This window comes from Streptomyces sp. NPDC043685 (assembly GCF_056436585.1).
On record NZ_JBWKCH010000005.1, the window covers coordinates 242,205 to 264,880 of the forward strand.

The window sequence follows — 22,676 nt, forward strand, 5'->3', positions numbered from 1 at the left end:
ATCAACGGCGGCGCCACACCAGCGTGTAGCGCCACAGCAGACGGCGGCGCAGGCGGACGCCGGGCAGTACGGCCCGGGCCTGGCGCGCGATCTCGGGGAAGGTCAGCTCCGCCGGACGGGTGCGGGCGGTCATCGAGACCGGGCGCGGCGCCCGGCCGCCCCGGTTCTTCCATACGGCCATGAGGATGTTGAGCGGGATGGACGCCAGGCCGAGCAGATGGTCGAGGGGTGTCTCTTCCCGGGCCAGGCCGACGATCACCAGGGTGCCGCCGGCGGCGAGACGCTCGCGGAAGACCTCCAGGGCCTCGGCGAACGGCAGGTGGTGGACGACGGCGACGCAAGTGATGACGTCGTACGACCGGTCGCCGAGGCCGGTCAGCGCGTCGGCCGTGGTGTAGGTCACCGGGGCCGTCGCGGGGGTCAGCTCCCGTGCCCGGGCCGTGATCTCCGGGTCGGCGTCGATCCCGTCCACGCGCTCCGCCCGGCCGGCCAGCAGCCGGGCCAGGTCGCCGCTGCCGCAGCCCACGTCCAGGGCGCTGCCCACCCGGCCGGGCACCTGCCGCAGGATCCAGGGGTGGAAGTGGGCGTTGTGGTCCCAGGGGCGGGCGGCGTGGAAACGCTCCAGGGCGCGCAGGATGCGTCGCGGAAGGTCTGACATGCCCTCAGTGTTCCGGATCACCGGCGTGGCCGTCCGCCGGCCGGGCACTCGGAAGGTACCGGCTCGCAGGGGCGCCGAGCGTGCGCCGGGCGTGAGCCGGTACCGTGCTGGGGGAAGGCCACTGCGGGGAGAAGCACATGACCCATCCGAGGACCACAGACGCGGACGCCCCCCGTCCGCTGCGATACGCCCAGGGCTCCGCGGGCGGGAGCGGCTCGCTGCTGAGCGCCGTGCTCGGCGATCTCAGGGCCGTGGACGGCGCCTTGTACGCGGCGGTGGCCGCCACCCCGACGCCGACCCTGGACCGGACGCTGCGGCACCTGTCGCACGCGGCCGACCATTCCAAGATCTCGTTCGCCATCGCCGCCGCCCTGGCCCTGGCCGGGAAGCGGCCGCGCAAGGCCGCCTTCGCCGGGGTCGGCGCGATCGCGGTGGCGTCGGCCTCCGCCAATCTGCTCGGCAAGCGCCTGGTGCGCCGGGCGCGGCCCGACCGTGAGGCGGCCCGGGTGACGGTGGACCGGCACGTCAGGATGCCGACCTCGGCGTCGTTCCCGTCCGGGCACACGGCGTCGGCGGTCGCGTTCGCCACCGCCGTCGGCGTGGTCCTGCCCCCCGCGGCGGTTCCGCTGGGGGCGCTGGCGAGCGCCGTCGGCTACTCGCGCGTCCACACGGGCGTGCACTACCCGGGCGACGTGGCGGCGGGCGCGGTCCTCGGGATCGCCAGCGCGGCGGCGGCCCTGGCGGCGGCCGCTGCCACCCCCTCGGCGCGGACCCAGGCCCTCCTCGCGGCGGCCCGTTCCTGGCCGCGGATCGGCGTCGCCGGCGCCCTGCGCCGGTGAGCTGCGGGCGGGCCGGGCGCGGGGAGACACCCCGGCGCCCGGTGTGCTCGCGGTGACGAACCGTCAGCCGAATGCCTTCACCGCCTGGTAGTACGTCCAGGCCGTGCTGGTGCACGAGGTCTTCGTGGCGCCGCTGTAGGCCGCGCAGACCCTCTTGAGGTCTTCGTAGAAGGCGCTGTCGAGGCGGGACTTGTTGGCGCTGAAGGTGCCCGCGGCCTTGTAGTTGCGGTAGCCGAAGTCGTGGCGGGCGCAGGACATCGAGAAGGGGAAGCCGAACGGGTTGTCCGGCGACGAGGAGCAGTAGTCGGTCGACCAGTCGAAGGAGTACGCGGCCCAGGCGGCCTGGTTGGCCCGGGCGGCGGCCCAGGTGCTATAGCTGGACGCGCTGGTCTGCGTCCAGCTCGCGAGCACCTGCGGCTTGTCGGCCGGAGCGGCGGTCGCACCCGTGGCGGCTGTGACGACGGTGACGACGGCCAGGGTCGAAGTGGCAAGAGCGGTTGCGAATCTTCGGCGCATCCCACACCTCCATGAGGCCGCGACTCGCCCATCGAGCCGCAGGTCCATGACAAGAGGATGACCACTCCGTCCCGGTGCTCACACCTGATCTGCCCCAAAGGCTGCTGAATTCCGGGCTATTGAAGGAGAACGGCAGCGGACCGGCGGACGTCGACGGCGGTGAGTGCCAGGGCCAGCGGCCCGGGCGCGAGGAAGGCCAGCGGCACCAGCATCCAGGCGCACAGCGCGGCCGTCGCCACGGCCAGCAGCACCAGACCGCTGCCGCCCACGTCCGCCACGGCGTCCCGGCCGGCCCCGCGCACCGCCGCACGCCAGTCGGTGAGCGACTCCGGGCGCCCGCAGGCGCGCAGCCCGACCGCCACCGCGCACACGCCGATCACCGCGGCGGCCACAGCGAACAGCGGCGCCCCCGGCAGCCCCGCGCCCGCCAGCGCCAGGTCTGCGGCGAACAGCAGCACACCCGCGAGCGCGAGACACCCGGCCACCAGGTCGCCGGCGCGCAACCGCCGCCGCAGCAGCGCGAAGTACCGCCCCGCCGTGACGGGCCGGTCCTGCCCCGCCCCGCGCAGCACGGCGCACGCCGTCGACAGCGCGGCCGGAACCGTGACCAGGGGCAGGCAGGCCACCGCCGTGGCGAGTCCGACGCTCAGCACGTCGGCGAACAGGGTCATGCGCGGACCGAACACCTCGCCCGCCTCGCGGGCCGGCGCCCCGCTCATCCCTTGAGTCCCGAGCCGGCCATGCCCTCCACCAGGAACCGCTGGAAGGCCAGGAAGAACAGCACGATCGGCAGCAGCGCGATCACCGACAGGGCGAACATCGGGCCGAACGCGGAGGTGCTGGAGGCGTCCACGAAGGAGCGCAGCGCCAGGGTGAGGGTGAACTTGTCCGGATCGAAGAGGTAGATGAGCTGGGTGAAGAAGTCGTTCCAGGTCCAGATGAACGTGAAGATGGCGGTGGTGATCAGGGCGGGCCGGGTGAGCGGCAGCACGACCTGGAAGAAGCTGCGGAAGGGACCGCAGCCGTCGATGCGCGCCGCCTCCTCCAGCTCGCGCGGCAGGCCGCGCATGAACTGCACGATGAGGAAGACGAAGAACGCCTCGGTGGCGAGGAACTTCGGCAGGATCAACGGCCAGTAGGTGTTCACCAGGCCGAGCCGGTTGAAGATGATGTACTGCGGGATCAGCACCGCGTGGTGCGGCAGCATGATGGTGGCGATCATGAAGGCGAACAGCGGTCCGCGGAAGCGGAATCGCAGTCGCGCGAAGGCGTAGGCGGCGAGCGAGCAGCTGATGACGTTGCCGAGGACCGCGCCACCCGCGATCAGCAGCGAGTTGCCGAGCAGCCGCCGGACGGAGACGTCGTTGACGCCGTCCAGGGCGGTCGTGTAGTTGGACCATTCCAGGTGGCCGGGCAGCAGGTTCAGGCTGGCGATCACCTCGTCGGCGGGCTTGAGCGAGGTGGCCAGCAGCCAGGCCAGCGGGTACAGCATGACCAGCAGCGCGGCCAGGCAGCCCGCGTGGAGGGCGACGCGGCCCCATCGAACGGGCTTGTGGGCAACGGTCGTCGAGGTCACCGGTCCCCCTCGGAGGCGTAGAAGACCCAGGAACGTGAGGTGCGGAACAGCACCGCCGTGACGACGCCGATCACGAGGAGCAGCACCCAGGCCATGGCGGAGGCGTAGCCCATGTGCGAGGCGACGAAGCCGCGGTCGTAGAGGTACATCGTGTAGACGAGCGTCGAGTCGGCCGGCCCGCCCTTGCCCGCGCTGACCGCGAAGGCGGGTGTGAAGACCTGGAAGGCCTGGATGGTCTGCAGGACGAGGTTGAAGAAGATCACAGGGGAGAGCATCGGCACGGTGACCGACAGGAACTGCCGCCCCTTCGAGGCCCCGTCGCAGGACGCCGCCTCGTACAGCTCGGCCGGGATCTGCTGGAGCCCGGCGAGGAAGATGACCATCGGCGCCCCGAACTGCCACACCGTCAGCAGGGCCACGGCCAGCAGCGCCCAGCCGGGCCTGTTGACCCAGCCGCCGGTGCCGAGCAGGTGGTCCACGGTGCCGCCGTCGTTGAAGACCGCCCGCCAGACCAGCGCGATGGACATCGACGCGCCGAGCAGGGACGGGGCGTAGAAGGCGGAGCGGTAGAAGCCCTTGCCGCGCTTCATGCCCTTCAGGGCGAGTGCCACCGCCAGGGCCAGGGCGAGTTGCAGGGGCACGGCGATGACCACGTAGGTCAGGGTCGTCACGACCGAACGCCAGTAGCGGGGGTCCTCGGTGAACATCTGCGCGTAGTTGCGCAGGCCGACCCACCGCGGCGGGTTGAACAGGTCGTAGTCGGTGAACGACAGGTACAGCGACACGGCCATCGGCAGCAGTGTCAGGACGATCGCGCCGAGCACCCAGGGAGAGAGGAACACCCAGGCGGCACCCTCGCGTTGGCGCCGAGGGCGGCGCCTTTCGGCGGCGGGGGCGCGCCTCGCCTCCGCGGGGATCGCGGTGGTGGTCATGACCTCAGCTCCGCCTTCGCCTCGGTGACGTAGTTCTCGGCCGCCTCCCGGGGCGACATGCGCGCGTAGGACACCTGGTCGTAGTCGCGCTGGAAGGTGCTCTGCAGGGCGTTGTCGCCCGAAGGCGGCGCCTGGGGCGGGTCCTTGAGCTCGCCTTCGAGGGAGGCCTGGTAGTCGGCGATGGTCCGGTCGAAGTCCTTCAGCCGCGGGCCGGTCTCGTCGCGGATCGTCTCGTTGACGGGGATGCCGCGGCTCGCTCCGAGGATCTTCGCGGCCTCCCGGTCGTTGATCATGAAGTCGACGAGCTGTGCCGCTTCCTTCGGATGGCCGGTGTGCGCCGAGACGCCGAGGAACATGGACGGCTTGAAGTACTGGCCGGGTGTGCCGTCCTCGCCGGTCGGCATGGGCGCGAGGACGACGCCGGTCGGGACCAGGGCGGCGAAACCGCTGGCCGGGGCGTCCCAGTTGGCGTCGGTGACGGCCTTGCCGCGCCCCAGCGGGGTGTTCTCCACGGAGCCGTCGAGCTGGGTCGTCTGCTCGGCGGGCGAGACGGCGCCCTCCCGGCGCAGCCGGTCGGTGAAGGTCCACCAGCGGGTGAGGTCGGCGGCGGTGAAACCGAGGCGTCCGTCCTCGGTGTAGAGGGCCTTGCCCCGGCCGCGCAGCCAGACCTCGAAGGCGTCCTCGCTCTGGCCGGGGTCGGTGGCTCCCGGCTTGCCGGTCTTCTGCGCCAGGGCGCGCATGGTGGCGGCCCACCGACTCCAGGTCCAGCTCTTGCCGGGCAGCGGGACGCCCGACTTCTTCCAGGCCGCGACGTCGTAGGCGACGGTCTCGGTGCCGCGGCCCTGCGGGATCGCGTACTGCGCGTCGTCGACGCGGCCGGTGGCGAGCAGGCCCGGGTCGATCTCGGAGGTGCGCAGGACGGACTTCTGTCGCCCGAGGTCGAGCAGGACACCGCCGGAGGCGTACTGGTCGATCTGCCGGTAGTCGAGCTGCATCACGTCCGGCGCGTCACCGCCGGCGGCCTGGGTGGCGAGCTTCTGCTTGTAGGCCTCGTAGCCGGCGAACGACGTGGTCACATCGATGTCCGGGTGCTGTTTCTCGAACAGCGCGACGGCCCGCTCGGTGCGCTCCGCGCGGTCGGGGTTGCCCCACCACGTGTAGCGCAGCACGATTGTGCCGCCGTCTGCGGACTCCCCGGATCCTCCGCAGCCCGCCAGCAGGGCACACAGTGCCAGTGCGGCGGCCGACGCGCAGAACCCCTTCGTCCTGTGTCCGGGCATGCCGAGGTCACTCCTCTCGACGGAGTTTCGGTTGAGCCCCCCTCAGATCCCCCCGCCGGTCCCCGCCGCTACTCCCCCGGGTACGGCAGCGTGGTGCCGGGCAGCGCGTACTCGTCGCGCCGGCCGCACATGCCGAAGCCGCCGAGCCGGGTGGGCGCGGCCTCGTGCGCGGTGGCCTCGCCGAGGTAGGCGGGCTCGCCGGCGGCCAGGGCGTCGAGCTGGGCGCCGGTGCGCCGCGCGGTGGCCAGGGCGCCCTCCCGCCACAGGGCCCGCCAGGTGGGCACCTTGTCGCGGACGAGCCGGGCGGCGGCCCGCTGGAACCGGAGGTAGGGGCCGTTGTCCCCGGCGGTGAGGGACTCGCGCAGGACGAGGTAGCCCTCGACCGCGAGGTCCCTGCGGCGCCGGGCTGCCGCGGCCGTCTCCGGCCCGGTGCCGGGCGGCAGGGACGCGGCGGCCGCGTACCGCTCCGGATCGGCGAGCACCTCGGGCGGGAAGGTGAACACGGCGTCCCCCGCCTCGGGCAGGCCGCTGTTCTGCATCAGCACGGTGATGCGCAGATCGCCGCCTTGCACCATGCGGTGCACCGTGCCAGGTGTGAACCAGGCGATCGAACCCGCTTCGAGGGGGATGTCCCGGTAACCGTCGGGACTCAGTGTCTGCACCGCGCCCCGGCCGCCGGTGACCACGTACGCCTCCGTGCACACCAGGTGCAGATGCGGGCTGCCGCCGCAGACGCCGTCGGCGGCCTCCCAGTCGTAGGCGCTGAGGTGGGACAGGCCGATCGCGCCCGGGAGCGGGTGCGCGAGACCCGCCGCCTCGCCCTCGCTCACCACGGCAGCCCCTCCAGGTGGGTGGCGACCCGCTCGCGGTCCCAGGCGCCGTCGGCGACGACGACGCGGTACCGGTACGCGAAGGACTCCCCCGGCGGCAGCTCGAACTCCTCGAAGAACGCCCAGGAGAACGCGACCGTCGGGAAGGGCTCGGAGCGGACGAACCAGTGCGACTCGTGAACGGGGGACGTCTCGTCGAGGTTCTCGGGCGCGTGCGCGAAGACCAGGGTGGAGTGGCCGTCGACCTCGTCGTGCTCGGTGGTGAAGGCGAGCCAGGGGCCCTGGGTGCCCATCAGCTTGCCCGCGTCGGCGTCGCCGTCCGGGGCGAAGACCGTGCCGCCGGTGAAGTCGCGCGGGCCGCGCCACTGCAGTCCGGTGTAGCCGGCCATCTCACGGCCCGCGGTGGTCGGGGAACCGAAGGCCAGGGGTGCGGAGCGGGTGTTGGTGAGGCGGATCGACCAGTCCAGGGCCCAGGAACCGGACTCCTCGTCCACCGAGTGGACGCTCAGGCCGCGTACCTCGCGGGCCCACTCCTCGCCGCCGTTCTCGATCCAGGTGAGGTGCTCGGTGAGGGCGAGACGGTCGTCCTCGACGGTGAGGTCCGCGAAGCCGTCGTGCCGCATGGAGCCGACGCGCTCGGGCAGCGGGAGGTAGCCCTCGCCGTGGACGTAGCAGTTGCCGCCCCAGAAGTTCTGGCCGGACAGATGGCTCGCGGTCATCTGCAGGCCCTTGTGCCAGCGGTGGTCGTTGGGGCGGTAGCCGGTGACCGTGCGGCCCGAGAGGGTGCGCACGGGATGGGCGTAGGGCTTGCGGGACTCGAAGGGGTCCGGGTCGGGGCGGTAGACGTAGCGGAGGATCTCCGTGCCGTTCGCCGCCGTGACGGCGATGTCCTCGCCGTGCGTGTGGGTGACGCGGATGGTCATGCGCGCTCCTTGGGGGCCCAGTCGGGGTACTCGCCGTGCATGGCCTCGTAGAAGGGGTCGCCGGGGACGATCTCCCCCGCCCGCACCGAGCGGCCGGTGAACGCCGCCTTGTACAGGGCGGCTGCGAACTCCAGGGTGGCGCGGGCGTCCTGGCCGCTGCCCGGGGGCCGGGTGCCGGAGTCGTAGGCGTCCAGGAGCGTGCCGAGCTGGGCGGTGTGCGAGCTGGGCACGTCGGCCGGCGGGGTACGCCAGGCGGTGGCGCGCTCGGAGGCGACGTGCGGGGCAGGGGTGTAGGCCCAGCTGTCGTTGGTGTGGCCGTACAGGTGCGTGAGCTCGACCGTGGCGTCGGCGCAGTCGACGCGGATGCGGCTCACCTCGTCCGGGGACAGCACGCTGTTGACGACGGTGGCGAGTGCGCCGCTCCTGAACCGCACCAGGGCGGTGGAGACGTCCTCGCTCTCGGTGTCGTGGACCAGGCGCGCGGCCATCGCGCTGATCTCCTCCCACTCCCCGAGCAGGTGCAGCATCAGGTCGTACTGGTGGATGCCGTGGCCCATGGTCGGGCCGCCGCCCTCGCTGGCCCACTTCCCACGCCACGGCACCGCGTAGTACGCGGCGTCCCGGTGCCAGGTGGTCTGGCAGTGCGCGACCAGCGGGGCGCCCAGCTCGCCGCTCCTGATCAGCTCGCGGGCGTGCACGGCGCCGGATCCGTAGCGGTGCTGGAAGACCACCGCCGCGTACGCCCCCGAGGCCTCCTCGGCCGCGGCGATCTCGTCGTACTCGGCGAGCGACAGGGTCAGCGGCTTCTCGCACAGCACCCAGGCGCCCGCCTTCAGCGCGGCCACCGTCTGGTCGCGGTGCAGGGAGGGCGGGGTGCCGATGAGGACCAGGTCCGGACGCTCGGCGTCCAGCATGGCGTCCATCGCGGTGTATCCGGCGACCCGGTCGCCTGCCAGCTCGCGGAAGGCGTCGAGCCGCTCCCGGTCCACGTCGACGGCGGCCACCAGCTCCACCCGGTCGGAGTGGGCCCGCAGGGCCGGCAGATGACTCCCGCCGACGATGGCTCCGGTGCCGACGACGGCCACACGGCGGCGGGTGGGGGACAAGGACATGCGGCGCTCCTCGGACGGCCGGCGGACACACGCTTGGAAAGCGCTTGCACTCTGAAGGGACCCTAGGCGGGAGAGAATGTCTGGACAACCCCCCTGCACCGACCTGCACAAGGTTTGCCCGTACATCGTCCCAGCTCGGGGCGGAGATCAGGGTTGTTGCCCAGGCCACGGAACCGGCAATCCCCCGCGTCGCCACGGGGGCTTTCCCCCTGTCGGACCGGCCGTCAACCGGAGTGATCGGGCGGCGCGCCGTCCCTACCGTTTCTTCGCACAGCGCCCTCCCGGGCCGGTCCCGGCCGGCCCGTCGAGGGACACCGGCGACAGAAAGGACACCCGTGTGTCATCCCGCTCCTGGGACACGGCCAGACGCACCGCTCTCGCCCTCACCGCCACCGCCCTCGCCGTCACGGCCCTGCCCGCGACGGCCCGGGCCGCGCCGGACCCGCTCGCCCGGTACCACCACCAGCACCTCACCTGGAAGAGCTGCGTGCTCGGACCGGACGACACGACCGGCAGGGAACTGGAGCGGGCCGGAGCCCGCTGCGCCGACGTGACGGTGCCCCTGGACTACTCCGACCCCGGCGGCCGTACGATCACCGTCGCCATCTCCCGCATACGCGCCACCGACACCGGCCGCCGCGTCGGCCCCCTGCTCCTCAACGGCGGCGGCCCGGGCGGACCCTCGCTCGGCGACCCTCCGTGGGTGCGCGAGGCGATGAAGGGCGTCGCCGCGCGGTACGACGTGGTGGGCGTCGACCCCCGTTTCATCGGCCGCAGCACGCCGCTCGACTGCCGCTGGCCGACGGGATCGGCCTGGCGCTCGGCGGGTGAGGACCGGGCCGGCTTCGACCGGGTGGCGGCCTTCTCGCAGGACCTCGCCGACCGCTGCCGCGCCCACGCGGGCCAGGCGCTCCCCCACGCCACCACCCGGAACACCGCGCGCGACATGGACGTCGTCCGGGCGGCGCTCGGTGAGCGGCGGATCTCCTACCTCGGCTACTCCTACGGCAGTTACCTCGGCGAGGTGTACACCTCGATGTTCCCGGGGCGCACGGACCGGGTCGTCCTGGACGGTGTGATCGAGCCGGACCGCTACAGCACCCGGCTGCTGCGGGGCGCCGAGCCGTCCAACCGGCACGCCCTGCGGGGCTGGGCCTCCTGGGCCGCCGCCCGCGACGCCACCTACGGGCTGGGCCGGACGCGGGGCGAGGTGCTGGCCGCCGTGGAGCGCGTCCGGGTCGCCGCCGGCCGGACCCCGCTGCGGCTGGGCGACCACCGGCTGGACGAGCACGCGCTGCCGATCGTCGTCTTCAACGGCCTCTCGCAGCACAACGCCGCCGCGTACGGAGACTTCGCGCAGGGGGTGCGGGACCTGCTGCGGGCATCGCGGGGGCAGCGGGTGACGCCCTCCCCGTGGCTCGCCGGGGCGCTCGACTTCGTGCTCACGGGAGCCGACTCGCCCTACGGCAGTGCGCAGACGGCGATCGTGTGCGGCGACAACGCCGCGCCGCGCGACCCCGAGGTGTACTGGCGTGACGTCCAGCGCGCCCGCGCCCTGGACCCGCTGTTCGGGCCCGTGACGAACAACGTCAACCCGTGCGCGTACTGGGACCGTCCGCGTGAGCTCCCGACCAGGATCCGTGGCGACCTGCCGGCCCTGCTGGTGAACGCCACCGGTGACCCGCGCACTACCTACGACGCTGCCAAAGCCGTCCGCGAGCGGTGGCGCTCCTCGCGCCTGATCACCCTGAAGGGGGCCGACCAGCACGCGGTGTACGGCGTCTACGGGTCGGCGTGCGCCGACGACGCGGTCAACACGTACCTCGCGACAGGGCGGCTGCCCGCGCGGGACATCACCTGCGCGGCCCGGAGCATGCCGTAGCGGTGCAGGACGGCGACCGGCCCTGACGGTCACCGCCCGTGAGCGGTGGCCCTCAGGGCCGGTGCGGCCGGGTCGGGACCCGGCGGAGTCAGGACCCGCCGGGGTCAGGACTCGACGATCTTGCGTACGTTGTCCACGGAGCCGCAGCCGGACTTCAGCTGACGCTCGCGCTCCTGCGTGAACGCCCGGCCGAGCTCTTCCCGGCGCTCCATCGCCACGTTCTCGCGCGCGCCGTTGAGAATGGTGCGCTCCTCCTCGTCGGCGTGGTGGGTGACGGCTTCCACCAGCTCCTCGAGCTTCGAGTCCCACTCGTCGGAGCCGACCTCCTCGACCTGGAGGAGCTCCAGAAGGGCCTCGTTGCCCTCGTCGTGCTCGTGTTCGCCGTGCTCGACCTCTTCGTCGTCGATGTTCTTGTAGCGCTTGAGCGCCGGATAGACCTCGGCCTCCTCGGCCTGTGCGTGCGCGATCAGCAGATCCGCGAATTCCCGCAACGCACCCGCCCGGTCGGCTTCGACGCTCCGCATCTGACGGAAGAGGTCTTCCATGCGCCGGTGGTCCTGAAGAATGAGTTCTACGACGTCTTGTGTATCGGCCATGGAACAGGAACGCCTTTCCTCGAAGGAATACGGGTCACTTTCGTTTACCCCATTCCCGACGTTTGGTTCGCCACAGACGGCGGTGTGAATCGGTCGGACCTGTCCGGCCGGTCTACCAGCGATACCAGCGGCCCTTTCGGCCGCCACTGTCCGCGCTGCGCAGCACGAACCCGAGCAGCCACAGCACCAGCACGATCACCGCGATCCACCACAGGGCCTTCAGCGCGAAGCCCGCACCGAACAGCACCAGGGCCAGCAGCAGGACGAGAAGCAGGGGAACCATAGTCATCAACCTCCGCTCCCTCTGGTGCCCCACCAAAAGGCGAACACACAGTCGAATCCCTGAGTTTCTTCGCCGAAATCGGGGGCATTCTGCCGCCTCAGTCCGCGCCGACGACGATCACCTCGTCCTGTGCCGTCCAGCCACGCCGTTCCGCCTTGGGCGGGTTGATCCGCACGCCGTAGCCCGGACCGGTGGATGCGCCCTCCCGGCTGCGGTAACCGATGGCGCACTCGCCGCGCCGGCGTGCCGCGGCCACGACGGTGGCGAAGGTCGTCTCGCACCCGGGCAGCACGTAGTCACCGGCGGGCCGCAGGCGGACGCCGGTGCCGTCGGCGGAGAACAGCTCCTCGAACACCGCCGCCAGGTGCCGGTTCTGGGAGATCTGCGCCATGAGCAGACCGATGAGCTTGCCGCTGATGATCACGTCGGCGCCGGGCCCGATGGGGGCCAGTGCCCGGTTGCGGTCGTCGGTCAGTTCGGTGACGACGGGCAGTTCGCGCCCGGAGGCCTCCTCCAGGCGGCGCAGCAGCAGCAGTGTCACGAGCGTGCGGTTGTCGGGGTCCTCGTACGGCTGTCCGGGGGCGGGGTCCCGGCCGAGCACGATGATGCTGTCGTAGGAGTGCACGTCGAGGTACCGCAGCGTCTCGGGTCGGGTGACGTCGCCGTGGTGCAGGGTCAGGGTCAGGTCGCCGCCGTGGTGCGCGTCGGCCTCGCTCACCTCACGGACCGTCGCCGCGTCCCCGTCCGCGACCACGTCGACGGACGATCCGGGCCGGGCGCGGCGGCGCAACTGGTCGACCATGAGCGGTGCCCGGCGGTTCCAGCCGAGCAGGAGGACCCGCTCCGGCCCCGCGGGTGTCGGGGGGCCGCAGGCCATCGCCGCCTTCTCGACCGCGTCCGCGCAGTCCGCCGGCCAGACCGTGTCGTCGTCCCGGGAGATGACGATGAGCAGGTCGTCCTCGGCGAGGGGCGTGTGCGGCGGCGGGTTGAGCACGGGGCTGTCGCCGCGCACGATGCCCACGACGCTCGACGTCGGGTAGGACAGCAGCGCGTCGCCGAACGGGCGCCCCGCCAGGGCCGGTTCGGCGACGAGGTAGAACTCGTCCCCGGCGAAGTCGAGAAGCTCCTGGTGGACGAGGGACAGCCCGGGGCGGCGGGCGGCCTGGACGATCAGACGGGCGGTGACGGTGTCGGCCTCAAGGACCACACCGCCCGGCCCGGCGGCGAGCGTGGCGGCCAGGCGGTAGCGGTCGTCCCGCACGGCGGCGACGACGGGCGGACGCGGCCCTTCCCCGGGCAGGGCGGCCCGCAGCGCCAGCAGCGTCTTGACCACCTCGGCGTCGGCGTCGGGCTCGTCGCGGGGCAGGACCAGCACGACACCGGCCGTCGCCGGGCTGGTCAGAGTGAGCACCGCCGGGTCGGTGGTGGGGCCGCTGCGGCAGATCAGCCGCGTACGGCCGAACTGGCCGACCTTGGTGCCCAGCGCCTCCTCCATCGCGGTCTTGTCCCGGTCGGCCAGCACCGCCACCGCCGCGCGACGCTGATTGGCGTTGGCGGCCACCAGCTCGCCGACGACCGTGAACACCTGCTCCGACCAGCCCAGGACCACGACGTGCCCGCGTTCCAGCACGGTGGAACGGCCCCGCCGCAACGCAGTGAGCCGCTCGGTGAGCGCCGTCGTGATCAGACCGACGAGCGTCGAGACGTACAGCAGGGCGACCAGGGCGAGCAGCACCGACATCGTCACGCGCAGCGGTGTCCCGGTCGCGCCGCCGAGCCGCAGGGTCTCGCCGGTGAGGTGCCACACCGCGGCCAGCCGGCCCGGCAGGGACTGCGGCGCGTCCGGGTCGGTCCACACCACCACCGCGCTGGCCGGGACGACGACGGCCAGGCACAGCAGCGCCATCCAGCCGACGATCGCCGAGGCCCCGCGGGCCAGGGTGTTGTCGAACCAGTACCGGGCCCGGTCGCCCAACGGAGCGCCCCGCTGCGCCACTTGTCCCCCTCCGTCGCCCCGACTTCTCCTGGCGCCGGTCGGCGCCGCGTTCGCGATGCGACAGGTGCGCCGGCGGCCGGAGAGCGCGGAGGTGCCTCCGCATGTCGCAGTGTGCGGGCTCGGGCGGGGTGCCGGCCGCGGTTCGCCGCGCATTCATTCCTTCGGGTGCCCGGGCCGGCCGGTTTCGGCGGCCCCGCCCTGACGTCAGGTTTTACGGCCGGTTCGCTCCTTAGGGTCAACGGCCGGGCGAAGGGCGGCGCCCGGGCCGGGGCCGCCACTAGAAAGGCCGCCATGACTGAAGATCACGCGGTGGCGCACTCGGACGGCGGTTTCTCCCGCAGGAGCTTCGCGGCGGTGGCCGGTACGGCCACGGTGGCGACGGCCCTGACCGGTGGTGCCGCCACGGCTGTGCCCGCACCGGCGGCACCGGCCGCACCGGCCGGCAGACGGGCCGCCGACGCCGACAGGTGCCTCGCCGTCGCCCGCGCCCTGCTCGTCCTGGACTCCCACGACCGTCCTCTCGTCCCCCGCTACCAGCGCGTCCTGAAGAACGGGCTGCCGGCCCAGCGCCGGACACGCCCCCAGAACGTCCTCGTCATCGGCGCCGGACCGGCCGGGCTGGTCGCCGCGTGGCTGTTGAAGAAGGCCGGCCACCGGGTGACGGTCCTGGAGGCCAACGGCAACCGGGCGGGCGGCCGCGTCAAGACCTTCCGCAAGGGCGGCCACGAGGACGCCGAGCAGCCCTTCGCAGATCCCCTCCAGTACGCCGAGGCGGGCGCGATGCGCCTCCCCGGCAGCCATCCCCTGGTGATGGAACTGATCGACCAGTTCGACCTCAAGAAGCGGCGCTTCCACTACGTCGACGTGGACGCCGACGGACGTCCCGCCGGCCGCACCTGGATCCACGTCAACGGCATCCGTGTGCGGCGCACCGACTATGCCCGAGCGCCCCGGCGCGTGAACCGGTCCTTCGGTGTGCCCCGAGCCCACTGGGACACCCCGGCAGCGGCCATCCTGCGCTCGGCGCTGGACCCGGTGCGCGACGAGTTCAGCCGCGTCGGGTCCGACGGCAAGCGGGTCCCCAAGCCGCTCCCGGAGCAACTGCGGGGCTGGGCGCGGGTGGTGCGGCGGTTCGGTGACTGGTCGATGTACCGCTTCCTGACCGAGCACGCCGGTCTGGACGAGCGGACCATCGACCTGATCGGCACCCTGGAAAACCTCACCTCGCGCCTCCCGCTCTCCTTCATCCACAGCTTCATCGGCTCCTCCCTCATCAGCCCCGACACACCGTTCTACGAACTGGAGGGCGGCACGGCCGTACTGGCGGACGCGCTGCTGCAACAGGTGCGTGAGGAGGTGCGGTTCGACCGCCGGGTCACACGCATCGACTACCACCACCCCGATCGCCCCGCTCCGGAAGCCGGTCACGTCCGGGGCAAGGGTCCGCACGTGTGGGTGGACACCGTGTCCGAGGGCCGCGGCGGGCCGGTCGTGCGCGAGCAGTTCACGGCGGACGTCGCGGTGGTCACCGTGCCGTTCTCCGGCCTGCGCCACGTACAGATCAACCCGCCCCTGTCGTACGGCAAACGCCGTGCGGTCAGCGAACTGCACTACGACAGCGCGACCAAGGTGCTGCTGGAGTTCAGCCGCCGCTGGTGGGAGTTCGACGAGGCCGACTGGAAGCGCGAGCTGAACGCCGTCGACCCGGGTCTGTACGACGCGTACCGCACCGGACGCGCCGCCGCGGACGGCAGCCTCCTCGGCGCCCACCCCTCGGTTCCCGGCGGGCACATCACAGCGGGTCAGCGCACCCACTACGCCGCCAATCGCGCCGGCGGGCGCGACCAGCCCGAGGCGACCGGCGTGCTGGGCGGCGGTTCGGTGTCGGACAACGCCAACCGGTTCATGTTCCATCCCTCCCATCCGGTGCCCGGCAGCAAGGGGGGTGTCGTGCTGGCCTCCTACAGCTGGGCGGACGACGCGCTGCGCTGGGACTCCCTGGACGACGAGGCGCGCTACCCGCACGCCCTGTGCGGTCTCCAGGAGGTCTACGGCCGGCGCATCGAGGTCTTCTACACCGGCGCGGGACGTACGCAGAGCTGGCTGCGCGACCCGTACGCCTACGGGGAGGCGTCCGTGCTGCTGCCCGGGCAGCACACGGAGTTGCTCCCGGTCATCCCCCTGCGTGAGGGGCCGTTGCACTTCGCGGGCGACCACACGTCCGTCAAGCCGGCGTGGATCGAGGGAGCCCTGGAGTCCGCCGTGCGGGCCGCCCTGGAGATCCACACGGCATAGGGGCCGCTGAACCTCCATGTTCGCGGACGGCCCCGGCGCATCGGCGCCGGGGCCGTTCGCCTGCCGGGGCGAGGGTCCGCCACCGCGCTCCGCCCGGTTACCGCAATGACCACAACCTCCGTTGGTTTCGCAAGGCAGACAGCCCGTCGATGCCCGGGCACCATGTGGCCCACGCCACGCTCCTCCACAGGGCGTACACCTACCCGCATCGACGTACCGACAGGTGGTGGCACTCGTGCGCCTGCGCATCCCCCTCGCCCTGCTCGGGGCCGCCGTGCTCGTGCTCCTCGGGCCGCCGCTGCTGACCACCGGCAGCGGTTCCGAGACCGGCACACGGATCCCGGGCCTGCGCCTCATGGTTCCCAACACACCCGGCGGCGGCTACGACATCACGGCCCGCACCGCCGCGAAGAACGCCGAGGACGCCGGACTCACCCGCACCATCGAGGTGTTCAACCTGCCCGGCGCCGGCGGCACGGTGGGCTTGACGCGGCTGGTGAGCGAGCACGGCAACGGCAAGCTCGCCATGTCCATGGGTCTGGGGGTCGTGGGCGCCGTCCGCTCCAACGACGCGCCCAGGACGCTCGGCGACACCACGCCGATCGCCCGGCTCACCGAGGAGCAGGACGTGGTGGTGGTCGCGAAGGACTCGCCGTACAAGACGATCGACGAACTGATCGGCGCCTGGAAGGACCGCCCGGGCAAGCTCCCGGTGGGCGGCGGGTCGTCGCCCGGCGGGCCTGACCACCTCGCACCGATGCTGATGGCCAAGGCCGCCGGCATCCCTCCAAGGCAGGTCAACTACATCCCCTTCGACGGCGGCGGCGAACTGCTCGCCTCGATCCTGGGCGACAAGGTCGCCTTCGGCGTCTCCGGGGTCGGCGAGTACCTGGACCAGATCAAGGCGGGTGAGCTGCGCCTGCTCGCCGTCACCGGCCCGCAGCGTGTGGAGGGACTGGACGCCCCCACGCTCGAGGAGGCGGGCTACGACGTGAGCTTCACCAACTGGCGCGGGATCGTCGCCCCTCCCGGACTCGACGACACCGAGCGGAAGAAGCTCGTACGGCTGGTCGAGGAGCTCCACGACTCGGACGAGTGGCGCGCGTCCCTGGAGCGGAACGGCTGGGACGACGCCTTCCTCACGGGCGAGAAGTTCGGCGCGTTCCTCGACGCCGAGGACAAGCGCGTGGTCGCGGTGCTGAAGGAGCTGGGGCTGTGACGACGCGGACCACCGACGCCCCGCCCGCCGGGCAGGGCGAGCGCCGCTCCTGGCTGCGCGAGCACTCCGAACTCGGCGTGTGCGTGCTGCTGCTGGCGCTGGGCGTGCTCGTGCTGACCGACGCGCTCACCATGGACGTCGACATCGCCCAGCGCGGCCCGGTCGGACCGAAGACCGTGCCGGTCGTGGTCGGCGCCGGCCTGCTGGTCATCGCCGCGCTGCTCGCCCTCGACGTGCTGCGCGGCGGCCGGGGCCAGGCCGAGGGCGGTGAGGACGTCGACCTGTCCGAGCCCGCCGACTGGCGCACGGTCCTGCTGCTCGCCGGGGTGTTCCTCGGCGCGGCCGTCCTGATCGAGCCGGCCGGCTTCCCCGTCGCGGGCGCGCTGCTGTTCTGGGGTGCGGCGTTCGCGCTGGGCAGCCGCCGGATCGACCGTGATCCGCTCATCGCGGCCGGGCTCTCCCTCGTCACCTACGTCGTCTTCGACCACCTGCTCGGCGTGCCCCTGCCCGGCGGCCCCCTGATGGGAGTGCTGTGACATGAACGCCCTCAACTCCCTCCTGGACGGCTTCGGTACGGCGCTCAGCCCCGTCAACCTGCTCTGGGCCGCGCTCGGTGTCCTGCTCGGCACGGCCATCGGGGTGCTGCCCGGCATCGGCCCGGCGATGGCGGTGGCGCTGCTGCTGCCGGTGACGTACGGGCTCGACCCGACCGGCGCGTTCATCATGTTCGCGGGCATCTACTACGGCGCCATGTTCGGCGGCTCGACCACCTCCATCCTGCTCAACACCCCGGGTGAGAGCGCTGCCGTGGTGGCGGCCATGGAGGGCAACCCCATGGCCAAGTCCGGGCGCGGCGCGCAGGCCCTCGCGGCGGCCGCCATCGGGCACTTCGCGGGCGGCATGGTCGGCACGCTGCTGCTGGTGGCCCTCGCACCGACGGTCGCGGAACTCGCCGTCGACATCGGCGCGCCGGACTACTTCGCCCTGATGGTGCTGGCGTTCATCGCGGTGACCTCGGTGCTCGGCTCGTCCCGCGTCCGGGGTCTGGCCTCCCTGCTGATCGGCCTCACCCTCGGCCTGGTGGGCCTGGACCAGATGACCGGCCAGCAGCGCCTGACGTTCGGCTCGCTGCAACTGGCCGACGGCATCGACGTGGTGATCGTCGCGGTCGGGCTCTTCGCCATCGGAGAGGCGCTGTGGGTGGCGGCGCACCTGCGGCGCAGGCCGCCGGAGCCGATCCCGGTGGGGCGGCCCTGGCTGGGGCGCGACGACGTGAAACGGACCTGGAAGTCGTGGCTGCGCGGGCCGTTCATCGGCTTCCCGTTCGGCGCGATCCCGGCGGGCGGCGCCGAGATCCCCACCTTCCTGTCGTACGTGACGGAGAAGCGGCTGTCCCGGCACAAGGACGAGTGGGGCAAGGGCGCCATCGAGGGCGTCGCGGGCCCGGAGTCGGCGGCGTCGGCCTCGGCGGCCGGGACCCTGGTGTCGATGCTGACCCTGGGTCTGCCGACCACGGCGGTCGCGGCCGTGATGCTGGCCGCCTTCCAGCAGTACGGCATCCAGCCCGGCCCGCTCCTCTTCGAGCGCGAACCCGACCTGGTGTGGGGCCTGATCGCCTCCCTGTTCGTCGGCATGGTGCTGCTGCTCGCGCTGAACCTGCCGCTGGCGCCGGTGTGGGCGAAACTGCTGCGCATCCCGCGGCCCTACCTCTACGCCGGGATCATGTTCTTCGCCGCGGTCGGCGCGTACGCGGTCGGCGGTGAGGTGACCGACCTGGTGATCCTGCTGGTCATCGGTCTGATCGGGTTCGGCATGCGCCGCTACGGACTGCCCGTGCTGCCCGCCGTGATCGGGGTGATCCTCGGCCCGAACGCCGAGCAGCAGTTGCGGCGGGCCCTGCAGATCAGCGACGGCCGGGTGTCGGGTCTGGTGGACACGCCGTTCGCGGTGACCGTGTACGCGGTGATCGTGCTGCTGCTGGTCTGGCCGCTGCTGGGGAAGGCGGTGAGGCGGAGCCGCGCCGAGGCCTGACGGCGTCAGCGCGGCACCCGCTCCCGGGCGCCGTCCTGGAAGCGGACCTCCACCTCGCCGGCTGCGGTGACCCGTACGCGCGTTCCTGAACATCGCGTGTACGGGCCCCCGTTCACCTCCGGGCCCGCACTCAGCAGGACGAGGGTCACCAGGAGGTGCGTTCCGCCCGGGCGGGCGGGCAGGGTGAGGTACGGGGTCGCCGAGTGCCGGCCGCAGGCGCTGGCGCCGCTGGCGTGCGCCACCGTCGTCCCGGCGTCCTGCAAGCCGTGCAGGCCGACGATCGGGCCGGTCAGCCCGTCCGCTCGGCGGGCCGGCGCCCGGCCGGGGCCGAGGCGGCAGCGGGAGTCAGGTGGACATCAGCCCGCTGCCCAGCCAGTCGGAGGAGTCCCGCACACCGGGCAGGGCGAAGAAGTAACCGCCGCCGGTCGGTGAGATGTAGTCGACGAGGGGTTCGTCGATCAGCCGGGTCTGGGTGGCCTCGAACTGGCGGCGTACGTCCTGCTGGTAGCAGCAGAAGACCAGTCCCATGTCCAGGTCGCCGACGCTGTCGACGCCCCGGTCGTAGTTGTAACCACGGCGCAGGATGCGGGAGGTGTCGGTCCTGGCGGTACGGGGATTGGCAAGCCGGATGTGCGCGTCGAGCGGGATCGCCGTGCCGTGCGGGTCCTTGGCGTAGTGCGGGGTGTCGGTCTCCTTCATGCCGTCCAGCGGGGCGCCGGTGTCCTTGCGCCGGCCGAACATCAGCTCCTGCTCGGACAGCGAGACCCGGTCCCAGAACTCCACGAGCATGCGGATGATCCGGATGACCTGATAGCTGCCCCCGGCCGCCCAGGCGGGTTCGCCCTGGCCCTTGCCGACCCACACCAGCCGGTCCATCTCCCGGGCCGAGGCCACGTCCGGGTTGGCGATGCCGTCCTTGAAGCCCAGCAGGTTGCGCTGGGTGCCGCTGGGACGGGGCGTGTTCTGGAAGCCGTCGACGCGCCAGCGGATCTGCAGGGCGCCCCGGGTGTGCTTGGCGATGTCGCGCAGGGCGTGCAGCACGGTGTCCTGGCGGGCCGCGCAGAGTTGCAGGGACAGGTCGCCGTGGCATTCGGCGGGGTTCAGGTCGTCGTTGGGGAAGGTCCGCATGGGCGTGAGACGGCGCGGCTTGACCCGGGCGAGTCCGTAGCGGTCGTCGAAGAGGGAGGCGCCGACCCCCACGGTGACGGTGAGCGCGTCGGCCGGGACGACCGGGCCGAGGATGCCGTTGTCGGAGGGCGGGGCTCCGACGCCGAGGTCCTCGGGCGTGCCGCCGGAGGTGAGGAAGCGGGCCCGCTCGGTGAGGGTGCGCAGCAGGTCGGCCAGTTCGGCGCGGTCGGCGGCGATGACGTCGAAGGAGACGAAGGCGGCGGCCGCCTGGGCGGGGGTGAGGATCCCGGCCTGGTGGGGCCCGTGGAAGGCCACCGGAGCGCTGTCCTGCTCGGCCGCCCGGGCCGTGCCGCTGCCGCTCTCGGCGAGCGCGAGTCCGCCCCCGGCCAGGACGGCACCGGCGGCTCCGGCGCCCAGGGCCGTCTTCACGAAGGAGCGGCGGCCGGCGTGGGCGGGGCAGCCCGGCGGCGGCGTGTCGGCGGACGGCATGGGGGTGTTCCCTTCGGTGTGTGCTGCGGGGTGGCGTGGCCGGGTGCCGCTCAAGCGGACTTCCTGATCTCGAGCAGGTCCGGCACCGGTGAGAGGTCTTCGAGGAGTTGCCCCGTGGCCCCGTCGATCCGGGCCTTCGCAGCCGGGTCGAGCCGGTCGACGGGGGTCCACCCGGCCCCGTGGTGCGCGGAGTCGAGCAGCTTCTGCAGACGTGCGATGTCCGCGTCGACGGTGGGAAGCAGCTTCGGGGCGCGCGGGGTGAGCAACGGCTTGAGCACGGTGAGCAGTTCGCGTGTCCCGGCGAGGTTGGCGTCCGCGGTGGCCAGTCCGGTGCCGCTGCCCTGGTCGGTGTCGCCGGTCAACTCGAACCGGAGGGTGTTCTCCAGGATCTCGTGGGCGCGCAGGGGCAGGTCGGAGGGGTCGAAGTCCTGGTGCGGGAAGGCCTTGCGCAGTCCGGCGGTGTCATCGGCCAACCGCTGTGCCACGCCGCTGAGCCGGGCGGCGGACTCGCCGTGCCACAGCCCGTACTCGATCCGGTGGAAGCCGGTGAAGCCCTTGTCGTGCACGCCGCCCGGCAGGCCGTCGGGCCGTCCGTCGATCTTCTGGTCGAAGTCCTCGAAGGTGCCGTAGGCGGCACCCAGGGAGGCATAGGTGCGGTGCGCGGTCAGCCAGTCGGTGCGGGCGGCGGCCAGGTGTCCGGCGCGCAGGTCGCCGCTGAGCTCGCGGGTCTGCGTGACGAGCGTGGCCAGTCCCCGGTTCACATAGGCCTTGTAGGCCCTGAGCGGTGCGGCGAGGTCCCGCTCCGAGACGGGGACGACGGCGTGGGCACGGGCGGCGCCGCCGACCCGGACCGCCTTCGAGGTGACGGCTTCGCCGTCGGCCGGCACGCAGCGCCAGGCGTACGTCCCGCCCGCCACGGTGGCGACGAGGTCCCGGGTGGTGCCGGGCGCCAGCCCCTCGATCTCCCCGTAGACCGCGTTCGAGGAGGGGTCGATCAGATACACCTCGGACGTCTGGTTCCCGGTGTTGTGCATCCGGAAGTCCCGTCGCCCCGCCTCGGGCGCGGTGAAACCCCGGCCGCAGTCCGTCGCGGAGACGGCGACGGTCTGGCCGGCGGCGGGCTCAGGGGGTGCGAGTGCCACGACGAGCCCGGCCAGGAGCGCGGGGACGGCGACGACGGCGGCGGGCAGGAGCCAGCGGGGGCGGGTGGGACGCCGGCCGGCCGGAGCACCGGCGCTCTCCCGGCTCGGGGCCCCCGGCCCTCCTCGCCCTCCCCGTACGAAGAGCGTCATCACCACGGCGAGATACCCGGCGTACCCGATCACCTGGAGCCAGGTCATCGCCGGAGTCAGATTGAGCACGCCCTGGAGCAGAGCGGCGTACCAGGACCCGGCGTCGACGCTGCCGCTCAGGTCGAAGGCGTAGGCCGTCCCGCCGGGCAGGACCGCGCCCTCCTGGAGGTCGCGCAGCCCGTAGCCGAGGACGCCCGCGGCGATGACGATCAGGACCGCGCCGGTGACGGCGAAGAAGCGGGTGAGGTCGATGCGCAGCACCCGGCGGTAGAGGCCCCAGCACAGGAAGGCGGCGAGAAGGAGCCCGGCGCCCGCTCCGGTGAGGGGCCCGGCCGACTCGTTCGCCGCGCGGACGGTGGTCCACAGGAACAGGGCGGTCTCCAGGCCCTCGCGCCCGACCGCGAGGAAGGAGGTGAGGATCAGCACTCCGGCGCCCATGGTCAGCGCCTCGGTGACCTTCTCCCTGATCTCGCCCGCCAGGCTGCGGGCGGATCGCCGCATCCAGAACACCATGGTGGTCACGAAGGCGACGGCGACGAGGCTCAGGGCGCCGCCGAAGGCCTCCTGCGCGGGGGTGGAGAGGGAGGCGGCCGTGAAGGTGAGGACCGCGCCGAAGCTCAGCGAGACGGCGATCGCGGCGAGCACGCCGGTCCACACCTGCGACAGCCGTGACGTGGCCCCGGCCCGCACGAGAGTGGCGACGAGCACCGAGACGACGAGCCCGGCTTCCAGCCCTTCTCTCAGCCCGATCAGAAAGCTCGGAAACGAGTCGTCCCACATGTGCCGCGGCCCTCCCGGC

21 protein-coding genes are annotated in these 22,676 nt (G+C 72.7%); 6 read left to right on the forward strand and 15 right to left on the reverse strand.

Annotation, left to right across the window (positions count from 1 at the left end; genetic code table 11):
* Position 1: 1 nt before the first annotated feature.
* Positions 2-658: a class I SAM-dependent methyltransferase gene (locus tag AC0665_RS18045; protein WP_478610336.1), complete on the reverse strand. Its 657-nt coding sequence runs from the start codon at positions 656-658 to the stop codon at positions 2-4.
* Positions 659-795: 137 nt separating this feature from the next.
* Between AC0665_RS18045 and AC0665_RS18050 the strand changes: the two genes are divergently transcribed.
* The gene (locus AC0665_RS18050; RefSeq protein ID WP_478610337.1) at positions 796-1,497 is read left to right on the forward strand and encodes a phosphatase PAP2 family protein; all 702 of its coding nucleotides are present in this window, start codon (positions 796-798) and stop codon (positions 1,495-1,497) included.
* A gap of 63 nt (positions 1,498-1,560) precedes the next feature.
* On the opposite strand, the gene AC0665_RS18055 is transcribed toward AC0665_RS18050, so the two are convergent.
* The 8 genes from AC0665_RS18055 to AC0665_RS18090 form a co-directional block, all read right to left on the reverse strand.
* Positions 1,561-2,013: a phospholipase gene (locus AC0665_RS18055; protein WP_468638224.1), complete on the reverse strand. Its 453-nt coding sequence runs from the start codon at positions 2,011-2,013 to the stop codon at positions 1,561-1,563.
* A 116-nt stretch (positions 2,014-2,129) separates the two neighbouring features.
* Entirely contained in the window at positions 2,130-2,732 is a 603-nt protein-coding gene (locus tag AC0665_RS18060) for a hypothetical protein (protein WP_478705325.1), read from the reverse strand.
* The gene (locus AC0665_RS18065; RefSeq protein ID WP_468405704.1) at positions 2,729-3,589 is read right to left on the reverse strand and encodes a carbohydrate ABC transporter permease; all 861 of its coding nucleotides are present in this window, start codon (positions 3,587-3,589) and stop codon (positions 2,729-2,731) included. The genes AC0665_RS18060 and AC0665_RS18065 overlap by 4 nt, the downstream gene beginning before the upstream one ends.
* Positions 3,586-4,521, reverse strand: coding sequence for a carbohydrate ABC transporter permease (locus tag AC0665_RS18070; protein WP_468638221.1), 936 nt, complete (start codon positions 4,519-4,521; stop codon positions 3,586-3,588). Before AC0665_RS18070 ends, AC0665_RS18065 begins: the two co-directional genes overlap by 4 nt.
* Positions 4,518-5,801, reverse strand: a complete 1,284-nt coding sequence (locus AC0665_RS18075; protein ID WP_478705326.1) for an ABC transporter substrate-binding protein — start codon at positions 5,799-5,801, stop codon at positions 4,518-4,520. The genes AC0665_RS18070 and AC0665_RS18075 overlap by 4 nt, the downstream gene beginning before the upstream one ends.
* Positions 5,802-5,869: 68 nt before the next feature.
* Positions 5,870-6,634 carry a cupin domain-containing protein gene (locus AC0665_RS18080; RefSeq protein ID WP_468638219.1) on the reverse strand — a complete coding sequence of 255 codons (765 nt, stop codon included), beginning with the start codon at positions 6,632-6,634 and terminating at the stop codon, positions 5,870-5,872.
* The gene (locus AC0665_RS18085) at positions 6,628-7,554 is read right to left on the reverse strand and encodes a DUF6807 domain-containing protein (protein ID WP_468638218.1); all 927 of its coding nucleotides are present in this window, start codon (positions 7,552-7,554) and stop codon (positions 6,628-6,630) included. Before AC0665_RS18085 ends, AC0665_RS18080 begins: the two co-directional genes overlap by 7 nt.
* Entirely contained in the window at positions 7,551-8,666 is a 1,116-nt protein-coding gene (locus AC0665_RS18090; RefSeq protein WP_468405694.1) for a Gfo/Idh/MocA family protein, read from the reverse strand. The genes AC0665_RS18085 and AC0665_RS18090 overlap by 4 nt, the downstream gene beginning before the upstream one ends.
* Before the next feature lie 337 nt (positions 8,667-9,003).
* Between AC0665_RS18090 and AC0665_RS18095 the strand changes: the two genes are divergently transcribed.
* Entirely contained in the window at positions 9,004-10,548 is a 1,545-nt protein-coding gene (locus AC0665_RS18095) for an alpha/beta hydrolase (RefSeq protein WP_478705327.1), read from the forward strand.
* A gap of 104 nt (positions 10,549-10,652) precedes the next feature.
* On the opposite strand, the gene AC0665_RS18100 is transcribed toward AC0665_RS18095, so the two are convergent.
* From AC0665_RS18100 to AC0665_RS18110, 3 genes are all read right to left on the reverse strand, one after another.
* A complete protein-coding gene (locus AC0665_RS18100) occupies positions 10,653-11,144 on the reverse strand; it encodes a hemerythrin domain-containing protein (RefSeq protein ID WP_468405690.1) in 492 nt (163 codons plus the stop codon).
* A 112-nt stretch (positions 11,145-11,256) separates the two neighbouring features.
* Positions 11,257-11,427, reverse strand: a complete 171-nt coding sequence (locus AC0665_RS18105; protein WP_221754361.1) for a DUF5670 family protein — start codon at positions 11,425-11,427, stop codon at positions 11,257-11,259.
* A 97-nt stretch (positions 11,428-11,524) separates the two neighbouring features.
* The gene (locus AC0665_RS18110; protein WP_478610342.1) at positions 11,525-13,423 is read right to left on the reverse strand and encodes a CASTOR/POLLUX-related putative ion channel; all 1,899 of its coding nucleotides are present in this window, start codon (positions 13,421-13,423) and stop codon (positions 11,525-11,527) included.
* Positions 13,424-13,714: 291 nt separating this feature from the next.
* On the opposite strand from AC0665_RS18110, the gene AC0665_RS18115 reads away from it, so the two are divergent.
* The 4 genes from AC0665_RS18115 to AC0665_RS18130 all read left to right on the forward strand — a co-directional run bounded on the left by AC0665_RS18115 (position 13,715) and on the right by AC0665_RS18130 (position 18,968).
* Positions 13,715-15,718, forward strand: coding sequence for a flavin monoamine oxidase family protein (locus tag AC0665_RS18115; protein ID WP_478705328.1), 2,004 nt, complete (start codon positions 13,715-13,717; stop codon positions 15,716-15,718).
* Between the two features lie 235 nt (positions 15,719-15,953).
* Positions 15,954-16,937, forward strand: coding sequence for a Bug family tripartite tricarboxylate transporter substrate binding protein (locus AC0665_RS18120; RefSeq protein ID WP_478705494.1), 984 nt, complete (start codon positions 15,954-15,956; stop codon positions 16,935-16,937).
* On the forward strand, positions 16,934-17,473 hold the full coding sequence (locus tag AC0665_RS18125) for a tripartite tricarboxylate transporter TctB family protein (protein WP_478610344.1): 540 nt from the start codon (positions 16,934-16,936) through the stop codon (positions 17,471-17,473). Before AC0665_RS18120 ends, AC0665_RS18125 begins: the two co-directional genes overlap by 4 nt.
* A 1-nt stretch (position 17,474) precedes the next feature.
* Positions 17,475-18,968, forward strand: a complete 1,494-nt coding sequence (locus AC0665_RS18130; protein WP_478705329.1) for a tripartite tricarboxylate transporter permease — start codon at positions 17,475-17,477, stop codon at positions 18,966-18,968.
* 5 nt (positions 18,969-18,973) lie between these two features.
* On the opposite strand, the gene AC0665_RS18135 is transcribed toward AC0665_RS18130, so the two are convergent.
* From AC0665_RS18135 to efeU, 3 genes are all read right to left on the reverse strand, one after another.
* Complete coding sequence (locus AC0665_RS18135; RefSeq protein WP_478705330.1) at positions 18,974-19,231, reverse strand: hypothetical protein; 258 nt, start codon at positions 19,229-19,231, stop codon at positions 18,974-18,976.
* 82 nt (positions 19,232-19,313) lie between these two features.
* A complete protein-coding gene (gene efeB, locus AC0665_RS18140) occupies positions 19,314-20,585 on the reverse strand; it encodes an iron uptake transporter deferrochelatase/peroxidase subunit (RefSeq protein WP_478705331.1) in 1,272 nt (423 codons plus the stop codon).
* A 50-nt stretch (positions 20,586-20,635) separates the two neighbouring features.
* Complete coding sequence (gene efeU / locus AC0665_RS18145) at positions 20,636-22,657, reverse strand: iron uptake transporter permease EfeU (RefSeq protein ID WP_478705332.1); 2,022 nt, start codon at positions 22,655-22,657, stop codon at positions 20,636-20,638.
* Positions 22,658-22,676 lie beyond the last annotated feature (19 nt).